The 22,581-nt window shown below is 55.2% G+C and carries 17 protein-coding genes; 13 read left to right on the plus strand and 4 right to left on the minus strand.

Annotation, left to right across the window (positions count from 1 at the left end):
* Window positions 1-159 precede the first annotated feature (159 nt).
* The 3 genes from otsB to ACLBVC_RS04690 all read left to right on the plus strand — a co-directional run bounded on the left by otsB (window position 160) and on the right by ACLBVC_RS04690 (window position 4,055).
* Window positions 160-954 (plus strand): trehalose-phosphatase, encoded by a 795-nt coding sequence (gene otsB, locus ACLBVC_RS04680; RefSeq protein ID WP_410148452.1) that lies wholly within the window; start codon window positions 160-162, stop codon window positions 952-954.
* Window positions 951-2,357 carry an alpha,alpha-trehalose-phosphate synthase gene (gene otsA / locus ACLBVC_RS04685; protein ID WP_410148454.1) on the plus strand — a complete coding sequence of 469 codons (1,407 nt, stop codon included), beginning with the start codon at window positions 951-953 and terminating at the stop codon, window positions 2,355-2,357. Before otsB ends, otsA begins: the two co-directional genes overlap by 4 nt.
* 72 nt (window positions 2,358-2,429) lie before the next feature.
* Entirely contained in the window at window positions 2,430-4,055 is a 1,626-nt protein-coding gene (locus ACLBVC_RS04690) for an alpha,alpha-trehalase (RefSeq protein ID WP_410148455.1), read from the plus strand.
* Here the strand turns inward: ACLBVC_RS04690 and ACLBVC_RS04695 are convergent.
* Window positions 4,046-4,936, minus strand: coding sequence for a LysR substrate-binding domain-containing protein (locus ACLBVC_RS04695; protein ID WP_410148457.1), 891 nt, complete (start codon window positions 4,934-4,936; stop codon window positions 4,046-4,048). The two genes, ACLBVC_RS04690 and ACLBVC_RS04695, sit on opposite strands and share 10 nt — an antisense overlap.
* Before the next feature lie 138 nt (window positions 4,937-5,074).
* Between ACLBVC_RS04695 and ACLBVC_RS04700 the strand changes: the two genes are divergently transcribed.
* Entirely contained in the window at window positions 5,075-5,794 is a 720-nt protein-coding gene (locus tag ACLBVC_RS04700) for a sulfite exporter TauE/SafE family protein (RefSeq protein WP_410148820.1), read from the plus strand.
* A gap of 56 nt (window positions 5,795-5,850) precedes the next feature.
* Window positions 5,851-6,333, plus strand: a complete 483-nt coding sequence (locus tag ACLBVC_RS04705) for a DUF1003 domain-containing protein (RefSeq protein ID WP_165060409.1) — start codon at window positions 5,851-5,853, stop codon at window positions 6,331-6,333.
* Between the two features lie 7 nt (window positions 6,334-6,340).
* On the opposite strand, the gene ACLBVC_RS04710 is transcribed toward ACLBVC_RS04705, so the two are convergent.
* Window positions 6,341-6,817 carry a GNAT family N-acetyltransferase gene (locus tag ACLBVC_RS04710; RefSeq protein WP_410148460.1) on the minus strand — a complete coding sequence of 159 codons (477 nt, stop codon included), beginning with the start codon at window positions 6,815-6,817 and terminating at the stop codon, window positions 6,341-6,343.
* Window positions 6,818-6,977: 160 nt separating this feature from the next.
* Between ACLBVC_RS04710 and ACLBVC_RS04715 the strand changes: the two genes are divergently transcribed.
* The gene (locus ACLBVC_RS04715; protein WP_410148462.1) at window positions 6,978-7,352 is read left to right on the plus strand and encodes a YebG family protein; all 375 of its coding nucleotides are present in this window, start codon (window positions 6,978-6,980) and stop codon (window positions 7,350-7,352) included.
* 122 nt (window positions 7,353-7,474) lie between these two features.
* Here the strand turns inward: ACLBVC_RS04715 and ACLBVC_RS04720 are convergent, their stop codons facing one another.
* Window positions 7,475-7,879: a GFA family protein gene (locus ACLBVC_RS04720; protein ID WP_195813394.1), complete on the minus strand. Its 405-nt coding sequence runs from the start codon at window positions 7,877-7,879 to the stop codon at window positions 7,475-7,477.
* 179 nt (window positions 7,880-8,058) lie between these two features.
* Here ACLBVC_RS04720 and ACLBVC_RS04725 point away from each other — a divergent pair, with 179 nt between their 5' ends.
* From ACLBVC_RS04725 to ACLBVC_RS04755, 7 genes are all read left to right on the plus strand, one after another.
* A complete protein-coding gene (locus tag ACLBVC_RS04725; protein WP_410148463.1) occupies window positions 8,059-8,988 on the plus strand; it encodes a nucleoside recognition domain-containing protein in 930 nt (309 codons plus the stop codon).
* Between the two features lie 19 nt (window positions 8,989-9,007).
* Window positions 9,008-10,444: a glycoside hydrolase family 1 protein gene (locus ACLBVC_RS04730; protein ID WP_410148465.1), complete on the plus strand. Its 1,437-nt coding sequence runs from the start codon at window positions 9,008-9,010 to the stop codon at window positions 10,442-10,444.
* 257 nt (window positions 10,445-10,701) lie between these two features.
* Window positions 10,702-19,242: a GH36-type glycosyl hydrolase domain-containing protein gene (locus ACLBVC_RS04735; RefSeq protein WP_410148467.1), complete on the plus strand. Its 8,541-nt coding sequence runs from the start codon at window positions 10,702-10,704 to the stop codon at window positions 19,240-19,242.
* Between the two features lie 181 nt (window positions 19,243-19,423).
* The gene (locus ACLBVC_RS04740) at window positions 19,424-19,942 is read left to right on the plus strand and encodes a hypothetical protein (protein ID WP_410148469.1); all 519 of its coding nucleotides are present in this window, start codon (window positions 19,424-19,426) and stop codon (window positions 19,940-19,942) included.
* Window positions 19,943-20,063: 121 nt separating this feature from the next.
* Window positions 20,064-20,387 carry an antibiotic biosynthesis monooxygenase family protein gene (locus ACLBVC_RS04745; RefSeq protein WP_410148471.1) on the plus strand — a complete coding sequence of 108 codons (324 nt, stop codon included), beginning with the start codon at window positions 20,064-20,066 and terminating at the stop codon, window positions 20,385-20,387.
* Window positions 20,380-20,772: an amino acid-binding protein gene (locus ACLBVC_RS04750; RefSeq protein WP_410148473.1), complete on the plus strand. Its 393-nt coding sequence runs from the start codon at window positions 20,380-20,382 to the stop codon at window positions 20,770-20,772. Before ACLBVC_RS04745 ends, ACLBVC_RS04750 begins: the two co-directional genes overlap by 8 nt.
* Window positions 20,769-21,479 (plus strand): ArsR/SmtB family transcription factor, encoded by a 711-nt coding sequence (locus ACLBVC_RS04755; protein ID WP_410148475.1) that lies wholly within the window; start codon window positions 20,769-20,771, stop codon window positions 21,477-21,479. Before ACLBVC_RS04750 ends, ACLBVC_RS04755 begins: the two co-directional genes overlap by 4 nt.
* Before the next feature lie 52 nt (window positions 21,480-21,531).
* On the opposite strand, the gene ACLBVC_RS04760 is transcribed toward ACLBVC_RS04755, so the two are convergent.
* A complete protein-coding gene (locus tag ACLBVC_RS04760) occupies window positions 21,532-22,560 on the minus strand; it encodes a LacI family DNA-binding transcriptional regulator (protein WP_410148477.1) in 1,029 nt (342 codons plus the stop codon).
* Window positions 22,561-22,581: the final 21 nt, after the last annotated feature.

Below are 22,581 nucleotides of genomic sequence, written 5' to 3' on the forward strand. Positions count from 1 at the left end.
CGAATATTCGGGAAACCGGTTTCTGGATTATTCTGATAGTCCCGGCAAACGCTTTATAAGAGGTTATATTTATTCAATTGTAGAGAGGTTGCGCCGCGCTGTTTTCGTTAACAGTGATAACGATTCAGCGCAACCGGCTACGTATACAGGAGAATAAAATTGACCTCAGAACTTAAGGATACCACCACAGAGACACCCCCGATCCCCGCCCTCAGTGGCGGGAAATATGCTTTCTTTTTTGATGTTGACGGCACGCTCGCCGAAATCTGCGACGAGCCGGACACCGTCACGATTCCCGCTTCCGTTCGCGATAATCTAAATACGCTGGCTATGGCTACCTCGGGCGCACTGGCGCTGATCTCAGGGCGCCCGGTTGATCAGCTTGATCAGCTTGCCGCGCCGCTGAAATTACCTGCAGCAGGCGTTCATGGCGCTGAACTGCGCGACGCCGCAGGGAATCTGCACCGCGTGACGTTGCCAGAGGACGTGGCCCTTGCGCTGCAAAAACAGCTCGAGCAGGGAATGGCCGCGATGCCGGGCACGCTGCTCGAAGCCAAAGGCATGGCGTTTGCCCTGCATTATCGTCAGGCACCGGCTTATCAGCAGCAGGTTCTGAAACTGGCCGAATCGGCGGTCGCCGCGTATCCCGAGCTAATGCTTCAGCGCGGCAAATGCGTGGCGGAAATTAAGCCGCGCGGCAACGATAAAGGCTCGGCCATTACGGCCTTTATGCAGCAGGCACCGTTCGCGGGGCGTATTCCGGTGTTTATCGGCGATGATCTGACCGATGAAAAAGGCTTTCAGGTCGTCAACGCGCTGAAAGGGATTTCCGTGAAAGTCGGAGGAGGTTCCAGCCATGCGCGCTACCGCCTGACGCGGGTCAGTGATGTACATCAGTGGCTGGAATCGTTACAACGTCACTTAACAGTCACTCATATGGAGACAAAATCATGAGCCGCCTGGTTGTCGTATCAAACCGTATTGCCATTCCTGATGGATCGAAATCCGCGGGTGGCCTTGCCGTCGGTATTGTGGATGCGCTGAAAAACACGTCCGGGCTGTGGTTTGGCTGGAACGGAGAAATCAGTGAAATCTCAGGCGAGGAGGAAGATGATCTCAGTCTGGTGGAAGAGGACGGTATCACCTATGCCTCGGTTCCGCTGAACCAAAACGATTACGATCTTTATTATTGCCAGTTTTCCAATGCCGTACTCTGGCCAGCGCTTCATTACCGCATTGATCTGGTGGATTACCAGCGAGAGGCCTGGGAAGGCTACTGCCGCGTCAATGATCTGCTGGCGAGAAGATTGCAGCCACTGATAAAGCCCGACGATGTCTTGTGGATCCATGACTACCATTTGCTGCCCTTTGCCGCGGCGCTGCGTAAACTTGGCGTAAAAAACCGCATCGGCTTTTTCCTGCATATTCCGTTCCCGACACCCGAAATTTTTAATGCCGTACCGCCACATAACGCACTGCTGGAGATGATGTCGCATTTCGATTTGCTGGGCTTCCAGACCGAAGGCGACCGTCAGGCGTTTCTGGATAATCTCGGCGAGCTGACTACCTTGCAGCCGTCCAATACCTGTCTGCATCAGGCGTTCGGCAACACATTCCAGACCGGAGTTTATCCGATCAGCATTGCGCCCGAAAGCATCCGGAAAATGGCCGAAGGGCCGTTGCCGCCGAAAATGGCCGCCATGGAACGCGAGCTGCGTGAGGCGAAAAATATTATTTCCTGCGAACGTCTGGACTACACCAAAGGCTTGCCGGAGCGTTTTCTGGCGTTTGAAGCGTTGCTGGAGAAATTCCCGCAGCATCGCGGCAAAGTGCGGTATTCCCAGATTGCGCCCACGTCGCGCGGCGATGTGCAGGCTTATCAGGAACTGCGTCATCAGCTCGAAACCGAAGTCGGGAGGATTAACGGAAAGTACGGCAGTTTTAACCAGACGCCGCTGTTTTATCTCAATCAGCATTTCCAGCGCAGCCTGCTGATGAAACTGTTCCGCCTGACCGACGTTGGGCTGGTCACGCCGCTGCGCGATGGCATGAATCTGGTGGCAAAAGAGTATGTCGCGGCGCAGGATCCGCAAGATCCGGGCGTGCTGGTGTTGTCGCAGTTTGCCGGTGCCGCCAATGAACTGACGGCGGCGCTGATCGTCAATCCGTATGACCGTGATGACGTGGCCACCGCGCTCGATAAGGCGCTGACGATGCCGCTGGAAGAGCGCCGTGAACGTTACAACGCCATGATGGATGTCCTGCGTAAAAACGATATTACGCACTGGGGCGAAAGCTATTTGCAGGATTTGCTGGCCATTTCCCCCCACGACGTTGCGCACAACGCGGTCGCTTGAGAAAAACTTATCTAAACACAGCCCTGAATTAGGGCTGTGACATTTTTAACGCAATGCAGAGGCTTGTCGCATATGCAAAACGCTAAATTGAAGACGAACGAATTCCCTGAACTGGAACCCATTGAACTGATCCTCGACCGGATGATGGACGCCGAGCCGGAACCGGAAATGATCGAAGGCCTGCCGCCATCCGATGCCTTGACGCCCGCAGACCGTTACATGGAACTGTTTACCGCCGTGCAGTCTTCGCACCTGTTTGAAGACAGCAAAACCTTCCCGGACTGCCCGCCGAAAATGGATCCGCTGGACATTCTGCTGCGCTACCGCCGGATAAAAAATCATCCCGGTTTTAACCTGCAGCGCTTTGTTGATGCACACTTTTCGTTACCGGCGCATCACGGCGATGAATACGTCAGCGATCCGGGCGACTCCCTGAAAGAGCACATCGACAAACTCTGGCCGGTGCTGACGCGCCAGTCGGAAGATCATGTGCCGTGGTCGTCGCTGTTACCGCTGCCGCAGGCGTACATCGTGCCGGGCGGACGTTTCAGCGAAACCTACTACTGGGATTCCTACTTCACCATGCTGGGGCTGGCGGAAAGCGGTCGCAACGATTTGCTGCGCACTATGGCCGATAACTTCGCCTGGATGATTGAGATGTACGGACATATTCCCAACGGCAACCGGACGTATTATCTCAGCCGTTCGCAGCCGCCGGTATTTGCCCTGATGGTCGAACTGTTCGAGGAGGACGGCGTGCGCGGTGCTCGGCGTTATCTGGATCATCTGCTGAAAGAATACGAATTCTGGATGGACGGCGCGGAATCGCTGATGCCCAATCAGGCGTACCGTCATGTGGTTTGCCTGCCGGACGGCACGCTGCTGAACCGCTACTGGGACGACAGGGATACGCCGCGTGATGAATCGTGGCGCGAAGACGTGGAGACGGCGAAACTTTCAAGCCGTCCGGCTCATGAGGTTTACCGCGATCTGCGCGCCGGTGCGGCTTCCGGCTGGGATTATTCCTCACGCTGGCTGCGCGATCCGGACAGACTGGCGAGTATCCGCACCACGCAGTTTATTCCGGTGGATCTAAACGCGTTCCTCTACAAACTGGAAAGCGCAATTTCGAATATCTCCGGCCTGAAAGGTAACCGTGAAACGCAGGCGCTGTTCCGGAAGAAAGCGGAGATCCGCCGCGACGCCATTACCCGCTATCTGTGGGATGACGAAGACGGGAGTTTCCGCGATTACGACTGGCACCGTCAGCAACTGGCGCTGTTTTCTGCCGCCAGCGTGGTGCCGCTGTTTGTCGGGCTTGCGACGCATGGACAGGCCGAAAGAGTCGCCGCCGTGGTGCGCGAACGCCTGCTGACGTCCGGCGGTTTGCTGGCGACGGAGTTTGAAACCGGCGAACAATGGGATAAACCAAACGGCTGGGCACCGCTGCAATGGATGGCGATCCAGGGTTTCAAACTGTACGGCAATGACGCGTTGGGCGACGAAATCGCCCGCAGCTGGCTGCGCACGGTGAATCAGTTTTATCAGAAACATCACAAGCTGATTGAGAAATACCACATCTCCGGCAACGCCGCGCGCGAAGGGGGCGGCGGCGAATATCCGCTTCAGGACGGTTTCGGCTGGACCAACGGCGTTGTCCGCCGCCTGATCGGGCTGTATGGCGAGAATTACGAGTAAAGGTCAGCCGCGCCCTGAATAACCAGCCAGCGCTCAAAGTCCTGATGGAGAAGTGTTTTCTGCACGCCGACCGGCGTCAGGGCGTGATACTGGCAGGACGCGACCGTGATCTGCGGGAACAGCGGCACAAGATTTCCGCGGGTGATTTCCGCAGATAACGTACTGACCGGCCCCAGCCCGACGCCAATCCCTTCAAGCATTGCGTGCAGCGAAACGTGAAAGTGATCGTAACGCCGGAAACCGCTGACCGGCGCTTTTTGCAGTCCGGCAACTGCCAGCCACTGATACCAGTGCCCCGGCCGCGTCAGGGTTTCAATCCTCGGGCAATTCAGCACATCCTCAGGCTTTCGCAGCGCAAAGCGTTTAAGCAGCGCAGGCGAGGCCATCAGACAATGTGTGTCCTGCAAAAACGGAATCGCCGAATATTCGGTCGCACTGATTTCGCGGCGGATCAGCAAATCATAATGACCTCCGATGTGCAGTTGCTCAGTATTGGCAGCGGAGATTTGCAGATTGGCCTGCGGAAAACGGGCATAGAAATCGTTCAGACGCGGCAGTAACCACTTCAGGCTTAACGTGGTTGGCACGCTGACGTTGAAAACGTTGTTCCGCCCGCCGTTGCCGTAGCGCAGGGCAATATCCGACAGTGTATCAAAGGCGCTGCCCAGCTCACGTGCCAGCTCCAGCGCATACGGCGTCGGCACCCGCCGCTGGCCTGCTTTGCTGAATAAATTCACCCCGAACCATTTTTCCACTACCTGAATATGGCGGCTGACTGCGCCGTGCGTAATACACAACTCCTGCGCCGCCGCAGTATAGCTGCCCGCATGGCAGGCAACGAAGAAAGCCCGTAAAGCCGTCAGAGGAGGAAGGGCGTGCATGGCGACTCCTTTATTCACAACGTTTTTAATCGCAACATTTTACTCACTGAAGTGTGACTTTTTATCACGGGTGCAGGTTTTTCCTTAACGCTATTATCGCGGCGGTGAATATCCCGAAAAGGAAAATACGACGTGATGATGTATGGAGTCATAATTGTGATGGGCATTCTGGCGGGCATGATCAGCGGCATTGTCGGCACCGGTTCTTCTATCATGCTGCTTCCCGCGCTGGCTTATACTTTTGGCCCGAAAACAGCGATCCCTGTTATGGCCGTCGCGGCCATTGTGGGGAATATTTCGCGCGTCATCCTCTGGCGCAAAGACATCAACCTGAAAGCATTCTTTTTGTACGCCGTGCCGGGCATTCCAGCGGCCATACTCGGCGCGAACACGCTGTGGGCGCTGCCAGCGACGCTTTCTAATCTTCTAATCGGTCTTTTTTTCCTGCTGCTGATCCCGTTGCGACATTGGGCCAGAATGAAAACGCTGTCGCTCAGTGACGGGCAACTGGCGCTGAGCGGCGCGCTGGTGGGGTTTTTGACCGGCGTGGTGTTTTCGACCGGTCCGCTGACAATCCCGGTTTTTGCCGGTTACGGGCTGGCGAAGGGCGCGTTGTTGTCCACAGAAGCGGCGGCGTCATTTGCCATTTATCTGGCAAAAGCGTCTACTTTTCGTGCCATCGGCGCGATGCCGGGATCGGTTTTACTGAGCGGGTTTCTGGTTGGCCTGACGCTGGTTGCGGGGATGATGATCGGCAAAAAGTTCGTGATCAAAATGCCGGATAAGACTTTTCACCGTTTCGTTGACGGCATGTTAATGCTGGCAGGGCTCTCACTGCTATGGGATGCGGCGAAATAGCGATAGAGTTAATCCCCGCCGTAAGCCTTTTTCACCGAAACATGAGAGTCAACACGATGCAGCCCGTCAAAAAATTCCGTTTTTATCGCCCGCTGAAAGGCCACAGTCACACGTTTGGCGAACAATGGTTTGCCCTCAAAGCTGAAGCCTTCGCCCGGTTCTTTGGCACGCCGACGTTTCTCATCGCGCAGACAGTGATTGTTGCGGTCTGGATCTACCTGAACATCTCCGGGCTGTCCAAATTCGACCCGTATCCGTTTATTCTTCTGAATCTGGCCTTCAGTTTGCAGGCAGCTTACGCCGCGCCGCTGATTCTGCTGGCGCAAACCCGCCAGGCCGAGCGCGATCAGGCGCACGCGCTGACGGATGCTCAGCACCGGGAAGATCTGGATGATGCGATGGCAAAACGTCAGACTGTGGCTGAAGAAAATTCCGCGCAGTTACTGGTTTTAGTCCAGCAGAACATAGAATTGACCTCGCTGACCAAAGAGCTGGCCGAACGTATTGAAACCCTGACAACACAGCTGGCCAGCCGTTAAAGAAAAGCTACGCCTCGTTCTTCAAATCATCCTTTTTTAAATAAATATCAGGCCGGGTTATCGCCCACGCATAATCCGGCCGGTTTACCGGTTCATAACCAAATTTTTCATACAACCAGGGCGCGGTGGTGGTGAATAACACCATGCGACGCAGGCGCGCGGAAACCGGATGCGACTGGCAGCATTCCACCAGCCAGCCGCCAAGGTTTTTACCCTGATATTCTTCCAGCACATAGACGTCGCACAGGTAAGCAAAGGTGGCGTAATCAGTGATAAAACGGGCGAAACCGATTTGTTTTTCGCCTTCAAACAGACCAAAATTGAGGCTGTTTTCCACGGAATCACGCACGGTTTGCTCGTCAATTCCGGCAGCCCACGTTGATCGGGTGAGATAACAATGTATCGCCGGAATATCCTGCGCGGCTTTATCCGTGGTGATATGAAATGCGCCTTTTGTCCACTGGCAAACGTCGGTTGCTGTCACTGTGTTCTCCGCGAGTTTCGGTTGTTTTAATGATCACCGTACGAATGTAGCGCAGGCCGGTCGAGATTTCATACAGTCGGGCTGTAAAAAGCTGACTGAATGATGTATCCTGCACTCATCATTAATATGCTGTATATAATTACAGTATAAGGAGCGAGTCATGGCTGTTGAAACAAAATTTGTTGTCGTCAGAAAAGGTGAAGAGAAAATGACATTTGCCAATAAAAAAGATGCGGACGCTTACGACAAGATGCTCGATATGGCAGATACCTTCACCGAGTGGCTTTCGCAGAGCGGACTTGAGATTGACGAAGTGCTGGCTGAAAATATTGCGCTGCATCTCGCCGAGCAAAAAGATGCCGTTCAGCATATTCTGCGTACCAGTAAAATGCCGGAAGCCGCAGTGGCCGTTGTTGAAGAAACGCCTGAAGAAACCGCAGAGCCTGTCACCGCAGAGCACGCTGAGCCGGAAGCAGAAACAGAAGAAAAAGCAGCGCCCGCTCCGAAGAAGCCTCGCGCCGTGAAAGCCGCCTGACTTTTTACCATAAAGAGCGCCGGAAACAGAAAGGGCACGCAACGGCAATAATCCCGCGTGCCCCTTTATCAATACCATTCCTCACACCTTCACTTCTTAGTACTGATTCCTTAGCCCCGTATTTATTTCGGCTCGTAACGAATATATCCCGCCACGCCGCCTTTACCGCCATCTTTCGGATGATTAATGCCGTCGCTGACGCTGACCACCGGGAAATCAAACGGCGACACGCCTTCGATGCAGGCGACATTAACGCCATAGAATTCAGGATTGGAACGGCGCTGGTGGAAGGTGTAAATCCCGCAAACTGAGCAGAAGTAATGCGCGGCTTCACCGGTGTTAAAGCGGTATTCGGTGAGCTTGTCCTTGCCCTTAATGACATCGACTTCCTGAGCCGGGACGACGACCGCGCCGCGCATACGGCAGAACGAACAATTGCAGCGAAGCACGTTGTTATAGCCATCGGTCAGTACGGCGCTGAAGACAACCGAACCGCAATGACATTGGGCAGACACTTTATCTGACATGGAAATCTCCTGAGATCGTCCGGCAAATGAGGGGGTTAGCCGATTCACCGTGTTGACTGTTTTCATCGAAGCTGACAGGCGTTCAGTTACGTTAGCCGCTTTTTTATCATTGCTCAACCGCATGACAACACGTCGGGTTGGCGCTATGTTACTGGCAATTTATTTTTGCGGAGCGGGTAATGGACATTATCGGGATCATTCTTTCGGCGGGGAAAGCTTCAGTTAACGTGGCGCTTTACACGCTGATCCCAATCATGGTGGTCATGCTGATCATCATGAAGTACCTGGAAGTTCGTGGGGTTCTCGACTGGATTGTCCGGCTGGTGACGCCGGTTTTACGCCCTTTTGGCGTCACGGGCATGGCTGTGTTTGCCCTGATCCAGCTGAATTTTGTGAGTTTCGCCGCACCGCTGGCATCACTGGCGCTGATGGAAAAGAGAGGGACGTCTGACCGCCATCTTGCCGCCACGCTGGCAATGCTTTTCGCCATGGGGCAAGGCAACGTGTTTTATCCGCTTATTCCTTATGGCCTGCACTGGGGCGCGGCGATTATCATTTCTATTGTCGGCGGGCTCGGCGCGGCCAGTGCGACGTACTATCTGTTTGGCCGCCGTCTTTCTGCAACCGCGCTGGAACGTGAAGGCAATCCGCTGGAAGACAAAGCAGGCAAAGGGCTGATCGCCATCATTAATGGCGCGGGTTCGGATGCAATCCGTCTGGCGCTGGGTTCCGTGCCGATGCTGATCCTCTCACTGACCGTCGTCGGTATTTTAAAAGAAGCCGGGGCAATTGAGTTTCTGACCCGTTTGCTCGGGCCGGTGTTAGGGTATTTCAGTATTTCGGACGTGTACGTTCTGCCCGCGCTGACCAAAATGCTGGCAGGCGGCACCGCCTATTACGGCGTGGTATCTGACCTGATTCATCGCGGGCTGTTTTCCCCGCAGCAGGTCAATGCGTCCAGCGGTTTTCTGATCCAGACGCTCGATTTGCCCGGTATCGGTATTTTTCTGGGGATCGCCAGCCGCTTCGTCCGGTTGTTCCGCTATGCGCTGCCGGGCGCGATCATCGGCATCCTCATTCGCAGCATGATTCACGCAATGATATTTTGACTGTTCAAGGGAGTTTTTTATGAAAGAGAAGTTTCCGCAAGGCTTTATGTGGGGCGGCGCAACGGCAGCCAATCAGGTCGAAGGCGCGTACGATCAGGACGGCAAAGGGCTGTCGATTGTCGATGCTATTCCCGGCGGTAAAGACCGGTTACGCATTGTTTCTTCACCGGAATTTGATTTCACGCTGGATACCGCGAAACACACCTATCCAAACCACAAGGGCATCGATCACTACCATCGTTTTGAGGAAGATATTGCCCTGTTTGCGGAAATGGGTTTCAAATGTTACCGCTTCTCTATCGCCTGGACGCGTATCTATCCAAACGGCATCGAGCAACAGCCGAACGAAGCCGGTCTGGCGCACTATGACAAGGTGATTGACGCCTGTATCGCGCACGGTATCGAGCCGGTGATCACAATTTCCCATTATGAAATGCCGCTGCATCTGGCGACCGAATTCGGTGGCTGGAAAAACCGTGAACTGATCGGCCACTTCGAGCGTTTTGCGCGCACGGTGCTGACGCGCTTTGGTCATAAAGTGAAATACTGGATGACCTTCAACGAGATCAACAGTGCAGCGCATTTCCCGATCATGAGCCAGGGGCTGACAGTCAAAACCGGCGCGCTGGAAGCTCAGGCCAAATTCCAGGCATGGCATAACCAGTTCGTTGCAAGTAGCCTGGCGGTCAAAATTGCCCATGAAACAAATGCTCAGATTCAGATCGGCTGCATGATCCTGTTCGCCACCAACTACGCCTACGACTGCAATCCGGTGAACCAGCTGGAAACCCTGAAAGAGACACAAGCGTTTAACTTCTATTGTGCGGACGTGCAGGCGGGCGGTAAATATCCGTACTACGCAAAACGCTTATGGGAATCGCAGGGCGTCGTACTGGACATACAGCCTGGCGACCTGGAACTGATTAAACAGCACACGGTGGATTACATTGGTTTTAGCTATTACATGTCTTCAACCATCAACAAAACCAATCCCGACGCAGTGTCCGCGCAGGGCAACCTGCTCGGCGGGGCGCGTAATCCGTTCCTCGAAGCCAGTGACTGGGGCTGGGAAATCGATCCGGTTGGCCTGCGCATCGCGCTGAACCAGCTTTATGACCGCTATGAAAAGCCGCTGTTTATTGTTGAGAATGGGCTGGGTGCCGTCGATAAGCCGGATGAAAACCACGTTATCGACGATGATTACCGCATCAACTATCTGCGCCAGCATATCGCTGCGATGGCAGAAGCCATTGAAGACGGCGTGGATCTGATGGGTTACACACCGTGGGGTTGTATCGATCTGGTGAGTATGTCCACCGGTGAAATGAGCAAACGCTACGGCCTGATTTATGTCGATCTCGATGACAAAATCTCCGGCACTGGCAACCGTTACAAGAAAAAATCTTTCCACTGGTACCAGAAAGTGATCGCCACCAACGGCGCAGATATCAGCTGAAACGGTGATGTGAAAAATTGCGGAAAAAACGGGCGGAGAAATTCGCCCGATTTTTTTGTAGTGAATTCAGGCTTCACACTCTGCGCTGACGAAAATAAACCCAGTGAAATCCGGTAAACAAGCTAGTATGAAAAGTGTTACCCGCAAAGGGGAATATGCCGTTTCGCCTCCCTGACCTTTGTCCTTTCTTCTTTCTACGTGAACTCTTATTGCAGCTCAGGCAACTGCCTTCTCGGGTCCGCGTAAGGTATGTTGATGTGAAAAAAACTGTCATTAACTGGTTCAAAAGTAAACGCGCACCGCCTGTTATCTCCCTCACGCGGCGTCACCGCGCCAGCGCGCTGGAGCAACCGGTGCCGATCCGCACGGAGCTTTTCTCGGCAGATCAGATGGAACGCTACGGCGGAAAACTGGCACTCTCGCACAAACTCTCCGGTAAAAAACTCCCGTATTACCTGCTTAAACGCCTCGATGATAATGAAAAAGTCCTGACCCGAAGCTGTCTGATTTTAAGCAACGGAGAGAAAGCGAGCATTACGCCCGCCGGTGAATGGCTGCTCGATAACTTTTATCTGATTGAAGAACAAATCCGCCTGGTACGTCAGTTGCTGCCGAAAAACTTCGGCAAAGGCCTGCCGTCGCTTGGCGCTCCGCATTTCTGCCCGCGTATTTATGACATCGCCACGGAAGTCGTCAGCCACAGCGACGGGTTGCTGGATATCACCACACTTACCCGATTCTTCACCACCTACCAAAGCGTGAAACCGCTGACGCTCGGCGAGCTGTGGGCATTTCCCGGCATGTTGCGGCTCGCGCTGATCGAGAATCTGCGCCGCGTCAGCATTGAAGTGGCGAATGCCCAGCAGGAACGCAATCTGGCCGATTACTGGGTCAATAAATTGCAGGACAGCGCCGAAAACGATCCGTCCGGTCAGATCATTATTATCGCCGATATGGCGCGCACCAATCCGCCGCGCACCAGCGCGTTTGTCGCCGAACTGGTGCGCCGCTTACAAGGGCATGGTTCGATGCTGGCACTGCCGCTGACATGGGTAGAACAACGCCTGAGCGAAGTCGGGCTGACGCAGCGTGAAGTGATCGACAAGTTTAACCAGCAGCTGGCCGCGAATCAGCTTTCGGTCAGCAACAGCATTATGGGATTACGCCAGCTGACCGAAATGGACTGGGCTGATTTTGCCGAAAATCTCAGCGTGGTGGAGCAGACGTTGCAGGGCGATCCGGCCGGAGTTTATCCGCTGATGCATTTTGATACCCGCGACAATTACCGCCATCAGATTGAACGTCTCTCGCGCAATTCCCGTCATGACGAAGCCTTTGTCGCCGCCCGTGCCGTGGCGCTGGCCCGCGAGGCAACCGGTTCTTATCAGCATCAACACGTCGGGTACTATCTGATCGATGCCGGGCGTAAAGCGCTGGAGCAAGATCTCAACGCACGTTTTTCCCTGATCACCCGCATACGCGCCAGACTGAGCCAGACGCCGCTGCTTTCGTGGCTCGGCAGTCTGTTGCTGCTGACGACCGCCGTTACCGCCGATGCGCTTTACCGCTCGGCGCATCCGGCGCTGCACTGGCTCTGGTGGGCGCTTCTGGTTCCGGTGGTGCTGGTCGCCAGCCAGTTTGCCCTCAATCTGCTCAGTGAAATCACTACCCGCAGCCGCACGCCGCAGCCGTTACCGCGTCTGGAATTTGCCGGGGGCATCCCGCAGAGCGCCAGCACGCTGGTGGTCATACCCTGTCTGCTGGGCAGCCAGAAAAATATCGATGCGCTGATTAACAGTCTCGAGGTGTGTTATCTCGGCAACATGCTCGTGCACCTGAATTTCGCGCTGCTGAGTGATTTCCATGACAGCGATAAACGAGACAATCCTGAAAATGACGCGCTGCTGGTTTACGCCACCCGCCAGATCCAGTCCCTGAACCGCCGCTATCCCGCCACGCAGGGCGCACGGTTTACGCTGTTGCATCGCGACAGTGAACTGAATACGGCGCAGGGCGTGTGGATGGGGTATGAGCGTAAGCGCGGCAAGCTGAACGCGCTGAACCGCTGGCTGCGCGATGAAGGTCAGCCGTTCTCGCTGATTGAAGGCAGCACGCAGGAACATTTACGGCAGGTGAAATACGTGATTACGCTCGACAGCGACACGGTACTGCCGCGCGCGACGGCGCATCAGCTGGTGGCTGCGATGGCGCATCCGCTGAATCATCCGGTGTACAACGAAAAGCTTCAGCGGGTGGTTTCCGGTTACGCCATTCTCCAGCCACGACTGGCGGAAGAAATCCCGGAAAATGGCCAGGGACGTTACGCCGCGTTATGCAGCAGCGTGCCGGGAAACGATCCGTACTCCTCCATGTCGTCCGATATTTATCAGGACTTATTCGGCGAAGGCTCGTTTGTCGGGAAAGGCATTTACGACGTGGATGTCTTTATTCAGGCCACAGAAAATACCTGCCCGGAAAATCTGGTGCTCAGCCATGACTTGCTGGAAGGCTGTTACGCCCGCTCCGGGATGCTCAGCGATGTGGTGCTGTACGAGCAATACCCTGACCATTATCTTGCGGATGTCGCACGTAAAACCCGCTGGATCCGCGGTGACTGGCAGCTTCTGAACTGGCTGGGTTTGCGGGTCACACAGGAGGACGGCCAGCGCGCGCGCAATCCGCTGACCCTGCTTTCACGCTGGAAACTGTTTGATAACCTGCGACGCAGTCTGGTCGCGCCCGCTTTGTTAATCCTCCTTTTCAGCACGCTGATTCTGGTGCCCAACAAACTTTACTGGTTCGGTTTTATCAGCTTTATGTTGCTGTTCCCCGCGCTGGTTGCGCTGGTGCTGGATTTATTCAATAAAGGCCCGCGCCGCGCGCTGATCCCACATCTGAAAAGCGTGTTTTCTGCCACCGTCAGCCGTGTTTCGCGTATTTTTCTGCACCTGATGACCTTGCCGCACGAAGCCGTTTATTCCGTACAGGCAATTTTGCTGACGCTGTGGCGGCTTAACGTCAGCCATCGCAAATTGCACGAATGGTCAAGCTTGAGTATCAGTGCGCAAAACCGGGCGCATTCACCGGAGTATTTTTACCGCCGGATGTGGGCCAATCCGCTGGCCGGTGTGGCAGTGATCTTAGTGTCGGCGTATTCCCATCTGCCGCTGCTGGCGTTCGCACTGCCGCTGGGCATTCTGTGGTTTCTTGGGCCGCGCATTCTGTGCTGGCTCAGTCAGCCGGCCAAACGCGAGATGCCGGATCTCAATGTTCTGCAACACGCATTCCTGCGCCAGACAGCGCGCCAGACCTGGGCCTTCTTCGAAGATTTCGTCACTGAAACCGAAAACTGGCTGCCGCCGGATAACTTCCAGGAAATCCCGCAGCCCACGATTGCGCACCGCACATCGCCCACCAATATCGGCCTTTCTTTACTGGCCAATATTACCGCGTGGGATTTCGGCTATCTCACGCAAAAAGAGGTGCTGGAACGCACCAGCCTGACACTCGATACACTCGACAAACTCGAGCATTATCGCGGTCATCTTTATAACTGGTACGACACGCGCACGCTGGAACCGCTGAATCCGCGCTACATTTCCAGCGTTGACAGCGGCAATCTGGCCGGGCATTTGCTGACGCTGAGCACCGGTTTACGGCTGTGGCGCACGCAGCCTGCGACGGATATCGGACGGTGGCTGGCCGGGCTGGAAGATACCCTGCAAATGGCCGAAAAGCAGACACAATCGCCGCTGCTGAACAAACTCCGCCAGCTGATGCCGCAAACAGCAGGCACGGAGGCGCTGGTTCCATTGCGGGAAATGCGCGCGCTGCTCACACCTGCAGATGGCGTATGGCTGCAACGTCTGGCCGCACAAATTGACGCCGGTCTGGAAGAGTGGACTGAGTTTTATAGTGTGTTTACGCCGGAGGTACAAAGCGGTGAACTGCCTTCGCTGCAATGGCTGGCGCAACAGGATGCACGAACGGAGCCGGGTTTATCCCGCGCGATCGGGCTGGCGCGTCAGCGGCTGGACATCATCCGTGAGCTGGAAAAACGCCTGAACGACCACGCGCACATGGATTTCCGGTTCCTGTATGACAAAAACACCCATCTGCTGAGCGTCGGCTACAATTGCGAGGCGCATAAAATGGACAGCGGAAAATACGATCTGCTGCCGTCTGAAATTCGCCTCACCAACTACGTCACCATCGCCACCAATCAGTTGCCGCAAAAAAGCTGGTTCGCGCTGGGCCGGTTATTCACGGTGATCGACAAACAACCGTCGCTGATGTCGTGGAGCGGCTCGATGTTTGAATACCTGATGCCGCAGCTGGTGATGCCCGCTTATCCCGACACGCTGCTGGTGCAGATGTGCCAGACCGCCGTTGACCGCCAGATCGCCTGGGGCAGGGAGAACAAGGTGCCTTGGGGGATTTCTGAATCGGCCTATGCCGCGTTTGATCTCAACCAGAACTATCAGTATCACGCGTTTGGCGTGCCCGGGCTCGGGCTGAAACGTGGTCTTGCCGAAGACATGGTGGTGGCACCGTACGCCACGCTGATGGCACTGATGATCCGGCCGCAGGAAGCCTGTCTCAATCTGAATGAGCTGGAAAATCGCGGCGCACGCGGGGAATACGGTTTTTATGATGCGCTCGATTACACGCCGTCCCGCCTGATCCGCGGGCAGATTTACATTGTGGTGCGCTCGTATATGGCTCATCATCAGGGCATGGGTTTTCTGGCGCTGGCGAATGTGCTGCTCGATGCGCCAATGAACGCGCGCTTTGCGGCGAATGCGGCATTCCAGTCTGCTCGCCTGTTGTTGCAGGAACGCGTGCCGGATGCTGTCGAACTGTACAGCCCGCGCCGTCACTTCGAATCCCACGACAGCACGCTGCAAAAAGTGAATATCGAGCTGCGCGAATTTAGCAACGCCGACAGCCCGGCACCGGAAGTTCAGCTGCTCTCCAATACGAATTACCATCTGATGGTGACGCAGGCGGGTGGCAGCGTCAGCCGCTGGAAAGACCTGACGCTGACCCGTTGGCGGGAAGATGCAACGCGAGATCATCGAGGTATTTTCTGTTATCTGAGTGATCCGGAATCCGGCACCGTCACCAGCAATACGTGGCAGCCGCTCGGCAAACAAAAGGGCACATATCACGCCGTGCTGACCGATGCCGGTGCTGAGTTCCGCCGCACGCACGGTTCGCTGACGACACAAACGCATATCGTGGTGTCACCGGAAGATGATGTCGAAATCCGCCGGATGACGGTCACGCATCATGGCCGCCATGCCCGCGAGCTGGAAATTACCACCTATGCCGAAGTCGTACTGGCACCGGCGGCCAATGACGCGGCGCACCCTGCGTTCAGCAATCTGTTTGTGCAGACTGAACTGATGCCCGCGCAGGAGGGGATTCTGTGTCATCGCCGCCCGCGCGAGCCGGAAGAACAGTGCCCGTGGATGTTCCACATGATGGCGATCCACGGTTCCGTTGAGCGGGAAACGTCATTTGAAACTGACCGTGCACAGTTTATCGGGCGCGGCAATACGGCGTCCAATCCGCAGGCTCTGCGCCGTGCGGGGGCGCTCAGTAACAGCGCCGGTGCGGTGCTGGATCCGGTGATGGCAATCCGCCAGCGCATTCGCCTCAAACCCGGCGTGCCGGTCATCATCGATATGGTTTACGGTATTGCGGACACCCGGTTGCAAAGTCTGGGATTGCTGGAAAAATACCGCGATCACCATATTGCTGATCGGGTATTCGAAATCACCTGGTCGCACAGTCAGGTGGTGCTGCGCCAGCTGAATGCCACCGAGGAAGATGCCGGGCTGTTTAACCGGCTGGCCGGTGCCCTTATTTTTGCCAGTCAGGAAATGCGCGGTGATGCGCAGGCCGTGAGCGCGAACCGCCGAGGGCAATCCGGGCTGTGGGGGCAATCTCTTTCCGGCGATCTGCCGGTGGTTCTGCTGACCATGACCAGCAATGAAAATATCGGGCTGGTGACGTTGCTGATCCGCGCGCACCATTACTGGCGGCTGAAAGGGCTGAAAGTCGATCTTGTGATTCTGTGTAATGATTCCGGCGGCTACCAGCAGGCGCTGCAAAATCAGATCCTCAGTCTGGTGGCGTCCGGCGCGGGATCCAGCCAGACCGATATTCCGGGCGGCATTTTTGTCCGTAATGGCGAACAGATGACACAGGACGACCGCACGCTGCTGATGAGCGTTGCACGCGTGGTGATCGACGACCGCCGCGGGCTGCTGGCGGATCAACTGAATCAGCGGATGCAGCCACCACATGTTTCGCTGCCCGCTTTACTGCCGGTACGCACCCTAAACGACAGTCAGCCGATCACAGCGCCTCCACGTGACCTGCGTTATTTCAACGGACTGGGCGGATTCTCGCCAGACGGTCGCGAATATCAGATTGTCCTCAACGATGGAGAAAATACGCCTGCGCCGTGGTCGAACGTGCTCGCGAATGCGGATTTTGGCTCGGTGATTTCAGAAAGTGGTCAGGCGTATAGCTGGTATGAGAATGCCCATGAATACCGGTTGACGCCGTGGGAAAACGACCCGGTCAGCGACGGTTCCGGCGAAGCGTTTTATCTGCGCGATGAAGAGACCGGGAGCGTCTGGTCTCCGGCACCGTTGCCGGTTCGTGGCCCCGGCGGCTACGTGACGCGTCACGGTTTTGGCTACAGCGTCTTTGAGCATACCGAACGGGGGATCAGCAGCGAAATGACGGTGCTGGTCGCTGAGCACGCGCCGGTCAAACTGATCATGTTGACGCTGACCAACACGTCCGGCAGGCCGCGCAGGTTGTCGGTGACCGGTTATGTCGAGTGGGTGATGGCCGACTTGCGGGTAAAATCCGCGATGCATATTGTCACTTCAGCCGCGCACGTCGTGCAGGGCTGCGGCGTGCTGGCGACCAATCACTACACCAGCAACGGCTCCCCGCGAACGGCCTTTTTTGCCGTGACCGGCGCACATTGCTCGGTAAGCGGCGACCGCCGTGAATTCCTCGGCAGAACAGGTTCCGCCGCATCCCCTGCAGCAATGAAAACGCAGCGCCTGTCGGATAAAACCGGCGCGATGTTTGACCCGTGTGGCGCGGTGCAGTCAGCGACCTCGCTGATTGACGGCGACCAGCGCACCTTTATTTTCGCGCTGGGGCTGGGGCAAAACGCGGAAGACGCCGAAGCGCTGATCCATCAGTTCTTCCAGGAAGGCGCCGCGCAGGCCGAGCTGGATCGTGTTCATCATCACTGGCATAAGGTGCTGGATAAAATTCAGATCACCACGCCGGATAAATCCGTCGATTTACTGACTAACGGCTGGCTGATTTATCAGACCCTCGCCAGCCGGATCCTCGCACGCAGCGGGTACTATCAGTCCGGCGGCGCGTTTGGCTTCCGCGATCAGTTGCAGGATACGCTGGCGCTGACGCATGCTGCGCCACAACGCATGCGCGAGCAGATTCTGCTGTGCGCCTCGCGGCAGTTTATTGAAGGCGACGTTCAGCACTGGTGGCATCCGCCTACCGGCAATGGCGTCCGGACGCGCTGCTCGGACGACTATCTGTGGCTGCCGCTGGCAATCAGTCATTACATTGCCGTGACCGGCGATCAGGCTATTGCGAATGAATCCGTGCCGTACCTCGAAGCACGCCTTCTGGCTCCCGGCGAGGAATCCTTCTATGAACAACCGGTGGTCAGCAACACGCAGGAAACCCTGTGGCAGCATGGCGTGCGTGCGCTTAAATACGGGCTGAAAATGGGCGAGCACGGCCTGCCGCTGATGGGCGCGGGGGACTGGAATGACGGCATGAATCTGGTCGGGCTGGGCGGACGCGGCGAAAGTGTCTGGCTGGGCTTCTTCCTCTATGACGTACTGCAACGTTATGGCGAGCTGGCGCAGGAGCGTCAGGACGCGGACGTCTCCACGCTTTGCCGTGAACAATCCGCCTTGCTCAGACAAAATCTCAACGATCACGCCTGGGACGGCGAATGGTATTTGCGCGGCTATTTCGACGACGGGCAAACACTGGGTTCGCATCTGAATAAAGAATGTCAGATCGACGCCATCGCCCAAAGCTGGTCGGTGCTTTCCGGTGCAGGGACGCCTGAACGCACCGCCAGTGCCATGCAGTCAGTGGATAAACACCTGGTCGATAATGAGGCCGGTTTGATCAAACTGCTGACACCGCCTTTCGACGGCAACGGCCCGAACCCCGGTTATATTCGCGGTTATCTGCCCGGCGTCCGTGAGAACGGCGGCCAGTACACGCATGGTGCGATCTGGGCAGTGATGGCCTTTGCGAAACAGGGCAATATCGAACGGGCATGGGAACTGATGGCAATGATCAACCCGATCAATCACAGCCTGACCGCAGAGGCGGTGAGACGGTACAAGGCCGAACCTTACGTGATTTCCGCTGATATTTATTCGGTCGCGCCGCACGGCGGACGCGGTGGCTGGAGCTGGTATACCGGTTCCGCCGGGTGGACGTACCGCCTGATCACCGAATCGTTACTGGGCATAACGCGCAAAGACGACACGATATCTGTTCACAGCCAGCTTCCCGAAAACTGGCCGGAAATCAGCGTCGCCTACCAGCAAGGCAGCAGCCGTTATCTGATTACGGTGCGCAAAAGCACGGAGAAATATCGCGTGACGCTGGACGGTAAGCGGCTGACAAATGATGAGATCCCGCTCACCGACGACGGGCAGGACCATCACGTTGATGTTGAACTGGGAACGCCGGTTAAAAATGAATGAATGATTGGTCTGAATAATTCCCGGCAACGGTCACCATGCTGTTGCCGGAATTACCACGTGGCTTTTTTGTACAAACCCCGATCCTGTCTTAGAATATTTTTTATGAGCCTGATCACGCTCATATCAATGATTTTAATTTTTTAGATAAAATTACATCTTTATAATCAAAGAGATTGTCTAAATGCTAAAAAAATCAAGTCGGGTTTTGTGTTTCTTTTTATTCCTCGTTACTGCAAGCCTCCACGCAGATGAAATCAATTTATACTCCTTCAACACCGGCTCTTTTGTTTACCATCTGACCGGTAACTACGGACAATACAATGAATTTTTCGATAATAAATTCATGTCAGTAGAACGAAAATTCTCCGAAGATTCTAAATACAGCGTTCTGGTTGGCACGATGAACAACAGCTTCGGCGACCGCTGTATCGCGCTCGGCCTGCGCCGGGACTGGATACAAGGGGATTCCAACTGGGTATTTAAAGGTGTCTACGGTTATACCGGCGAATTCTTTTTTGACGCCTTCAAACACTGCGGTGACGACGGCTCCTATGAGGACTTCAAAAAAGTCACCGGCGTCGGATTCTCTCCGTACATCTACCATGCCTTTCAATACAATTTCACCCGCTACTTTGGCGTAGAAACGGGGATCATCCTCCCGTCAGTGTTTGTGGTGAGCGTGCAGTGGAGTTTCAGGTAGGGAATCAGTCCCCTTATCCGCACCCACACCCGCCCAACATCAACATTTCGCTGACCAACGAAGTGTTACCCGTTTCATATCCCTATAGTGGGCTCCGAAGACATTCCTGCCGGAGCATTTTATGATCGCCGTACTTTTTGAAGCAGACGCCATTCCTAAACATCAGGATCGCTACTTTCAGTTAGCCGCAGAGTTAAAACCTTTGCTGGACGACGTTGAGGGTTTTATTTCTATTGAACGTTTTCAGAGCCTGAGCACACCGGGAAAAATTTTGTCACTGTCATGGTGGGAAAACGAAGAATCGGTGCTGGCCTGGAAAAAGAATGTGACACATCAGGCAGCACAATCCGAAGGGCGCAATACCATTTTCTCGTTTTACCGGATCCGTGTCGTTCAGGTTCTCAGGGACTATTCATCTGAAAAAGGACGTTATTCGCATGTATGATATTCACGTTATTCTCAGCAATGCGCCCGGTGAGCTGGCGCGTCTCGGTTCTGTGCTCGGCCAAAACGGCGTAGGGCTCGAAGGTGGCGGCGTGTTTACGGCGGGCGATGAAAGTCATGCGCACTTTCTGGTTGAAGACGGCGAGCGCGCCCGCACAGTGCTGACGGCTGCCGGATTACATGTCCGGCAGGTTACAAAGCCGGTGATCAGGAAGCTGAAACAGGAACGCCCCGGAGAATTGGGTGCCATTGCCGCTGTCATCGCGCAGAACGGTATTAACATATTGGTGCAGTACAGCGATCACGATAACCGGCTGATTTTGCTTACCGATAACAATACATTGGCCACACAGGTGACATCAGAATGGGACGTACCGACTGAATGAGTTTGCACGATTTACGTAAAACGGATGATGACGGGTTGCAGCTCGAGCTGTCGTTATCCACTGTCGCCTCAGCGATTGCTGACCCTTCGCGGGTCAGCATGCTTTGCGCGCTGATGGATGGCAGGGCGTGGACTGCGACAGAGCTGGGCTCCGTGGCAAATATTGCGGCGTCGACCGCCAGTGCGCATCTGTCCAAACTCCTTAACAGCGAATTAATTACCTGCCTTTCTCAGGGAAGACATCGTTATTACCGGCTGGCTGGCAGCGATGTTGCTCATCTTCTGGAAACCCTGATGGGGATTTCCATGAAATCCATGAAATCGCCGGTGCCTAAAACACCGGTGCATTTGCGCGTCGCACGAACCTGTTACGATCATCTGGCGGGGAAAGTCGCGGTCAGTGTTTACGAATTCATGAGTGATGAAGGCTGGCTGGAACCGGATGGCAATTCGCTGACAGCCGCCGGAAAGCTGTGTTTTGAGAATCTGGGTGCCGTTCTGAACCCGAACACCCGACGCAAAAGCAGTTGCGCGTGCCTCGACTGGAGCGAGCGTCGCTATCATCTCGGAGGCGATGCCGGTGCAGCTTTTCTGGCCGCTTTTGAGCGAAAAGGCTGGCTGATCAGAACGCCGGGTTATCGGGAAGTCACGTTCACAGAAGAGGGGAAAAGGGCGCTTTTACGCATTTTCCAGATTGATGTGAGCTGAGGTCTCAAGGCGCATTCCCCGGGTGAAAGGAGTCCTGCGCGCAAGATGATATTCAGTTTGCAGCGTCCATCGAATCAGGATGACGCCAGTGTAATTTTGGGGCTAAATAGCTTTGAATCTGCTCAGTCGGTTGTTCATTGATCAGACTTATGATCATGTCAAAACAATGGATGGCCAGTTCCTTGCAATCCTGCGCGACGGTATCAATTTTCACCGTGAGCGAATCATAAAGATAGTGGTCATCAAAACTGCATAAATGAATATCGCTCTCCAGCAGTTTGTGCTGGCTCATGTAGCGCAATACCCCTTCCATCAGCCCGCAGGACGCAACGTACAGCGCTTTGGGCGGGCGCCCGAGCCGGGCACAGAGATTGGCAAACATTTCATAACCTGAGCTGGGGTGATAATTACCGTACATAATCCACTCAGGATTCAGGCTGACGCCCGCACGCTCAAGCCCAAGCTGATAACCGGCAAGACGGTCGCGCGTTGGAGAGATGCGTGGCTGGCCTCCAAGAAAATAAAATTCATCCGGGTGCTTTTTCGCCACCCGCGCAACCAGCTCAGCGGAAGACTCGATGGCTTCACACACCACCAGCGGCAATTGCGTTTCCTGTAAATAACGGTCAAACAGAATTACCGGTAACTGCTGGCTGATTTTCACATATTCCGCATCGCTGAGCATACTCGACGCAACAATCAGCCCGTCAACCTGGCGCTGGATAAGGTTGTTCACCACCATAGTTTCCTGGCTGGTGTTCTCATCCGTGCAGGCGATCAGCAGTTGCATACCGTTTTCGCGGCAGAGCGTTTCGAGTTCGTTGGAACAGGCAGCAAAACCGTAGTTGGTCATTTCCGGGACGACCAGACCCAGCGTGAAGCTGCGCGATACGTTGAGGGAACGGGCGTGAATACTGGGCTGATAATGCTGCTCAGCGGCCACGGCAAGCACGCGATCGCGCGTCGTATCGGAGATGCGAAACTTCTTGCTGTGTCCGTTAAGAACCTGGCTGGCAGTCGATTTCGACACGCCAGCCAGCTCTGCTATGCCACTGATAGTGATGCGTTTGGTCTTTTTCACTGCGCCATATTCTGTTGTCCG

This window comes from Rahnella selenatireducens (genome assembly GCF_046449555.1).
GTDB classification, from domain to species: domain Bacteria; phylum Pseudomonadota; class Gammaproteobacteria; order Enterobacterales; family Enterobacteriaceae; genus Rahnella; species Rahnella selenatireducens.

What these genes read in the sequence shown, in the direction of transcription:
- ACLBVC_RS04720 (WP_195813394.1), bottom strand. Translation starts at nt 7,879, where the DNA reads ATGTCAGATAAAGTGTCTGCCCAATGTCATTGCGGTTCGGTTGTCTTC.
- ACLBVC_RS04690 (WP_410148455.1), top strand. Translation starts at nt 2,430, where the DNA reads ATGCAAAACGCTAAATTGAAGACGAACGAATTCCCTGAACTGGAACCC.
- ACLBVC_RS04730 (WP_410148465.1), top strand. Translation starts at nt 9,008, where the DNA reads ATGAAAGAGAAGTTTCCGCAAGGCTTTATGTGGGGCGGCGCAACGGCA.
- ACLBVC_RS04740 (WP_410148469.1), top strand. Translation starts at nt 19,424, where the DNA reads ATGCTAAAAAAATCAAGTCGGGTTTTGTGTTTCTTTTTATTCCTCGTT.
- ACLBVC_RS04715 (WP_410148462.1), top strand. Translation starts at nt 6,978, where the DNA reads ATGGCTGTTGAAACAAAATTTGTTGTCGTCAGAAAAGGTGAAGAGAAA.
- ACLBVC_RS04700 (WP_410148820.1), top strand. Translation starts at nt 5,075, where the DNA reads ATGTATGGAGTCATAATTGTGATGGGCATTCTGGCGGGCATGATCAGC.
- ACLBVC_RS04755 (WP_410148475.1), top strand. Translation starts at nt 20,769, where the DNA reads ATGAGTTTGCACGATTTACGTAAAACGGATGATGACGGGTTGCAGCTC.
- ACLBVC_RS04750 (WP_410148473.1), top strand. Translation starts at nt 20,380, where the DNA reads ATGTATGATATTCACGTTATTCTCAGCAATGCGCCCGGTGAGCTGGCG.
- ACLBVC_RS04745 (WP_410148471.1), top strand. Translation starts at nt 20,064, where the DNA reads ATGATCGCCGTACTTTTTGAAGCAGACGCCATTCCTAAACATCAGGAT.
- otsA (WP_410148454.1), top strand. Translation starts at nt 951, where the DNA reads ATGAGCCGCCTGGTTGTCGTATCAAACCGTATTGCCATTCCTGATGGA.
- ACLBVC_RS04725 (WP_410148463.1), top strand. Translation starts at nt 8,059, where the DNA reads ATGGACATTATCGGGATCATTCTTTCGGCGGGGAAAGCTTCAGTTAAC.
- ACLBVC_RS04705 (WP_165060409.1), top strand. Translation starts at nt 5,851, where the DNA reads ATGCAGCCCGTCAAAAAATTCCGTTTTTATCGCCCGCTGAAAGGCCAC.
- ACLBVC_RS04695 (WP_410148457.1), bottom strand. Translation starts at nt 4,936, where the DNA reads ATGCACGCCCTTCCTCCTCTGACGGCTTTACGGGCTTTCTTCGTTGCC.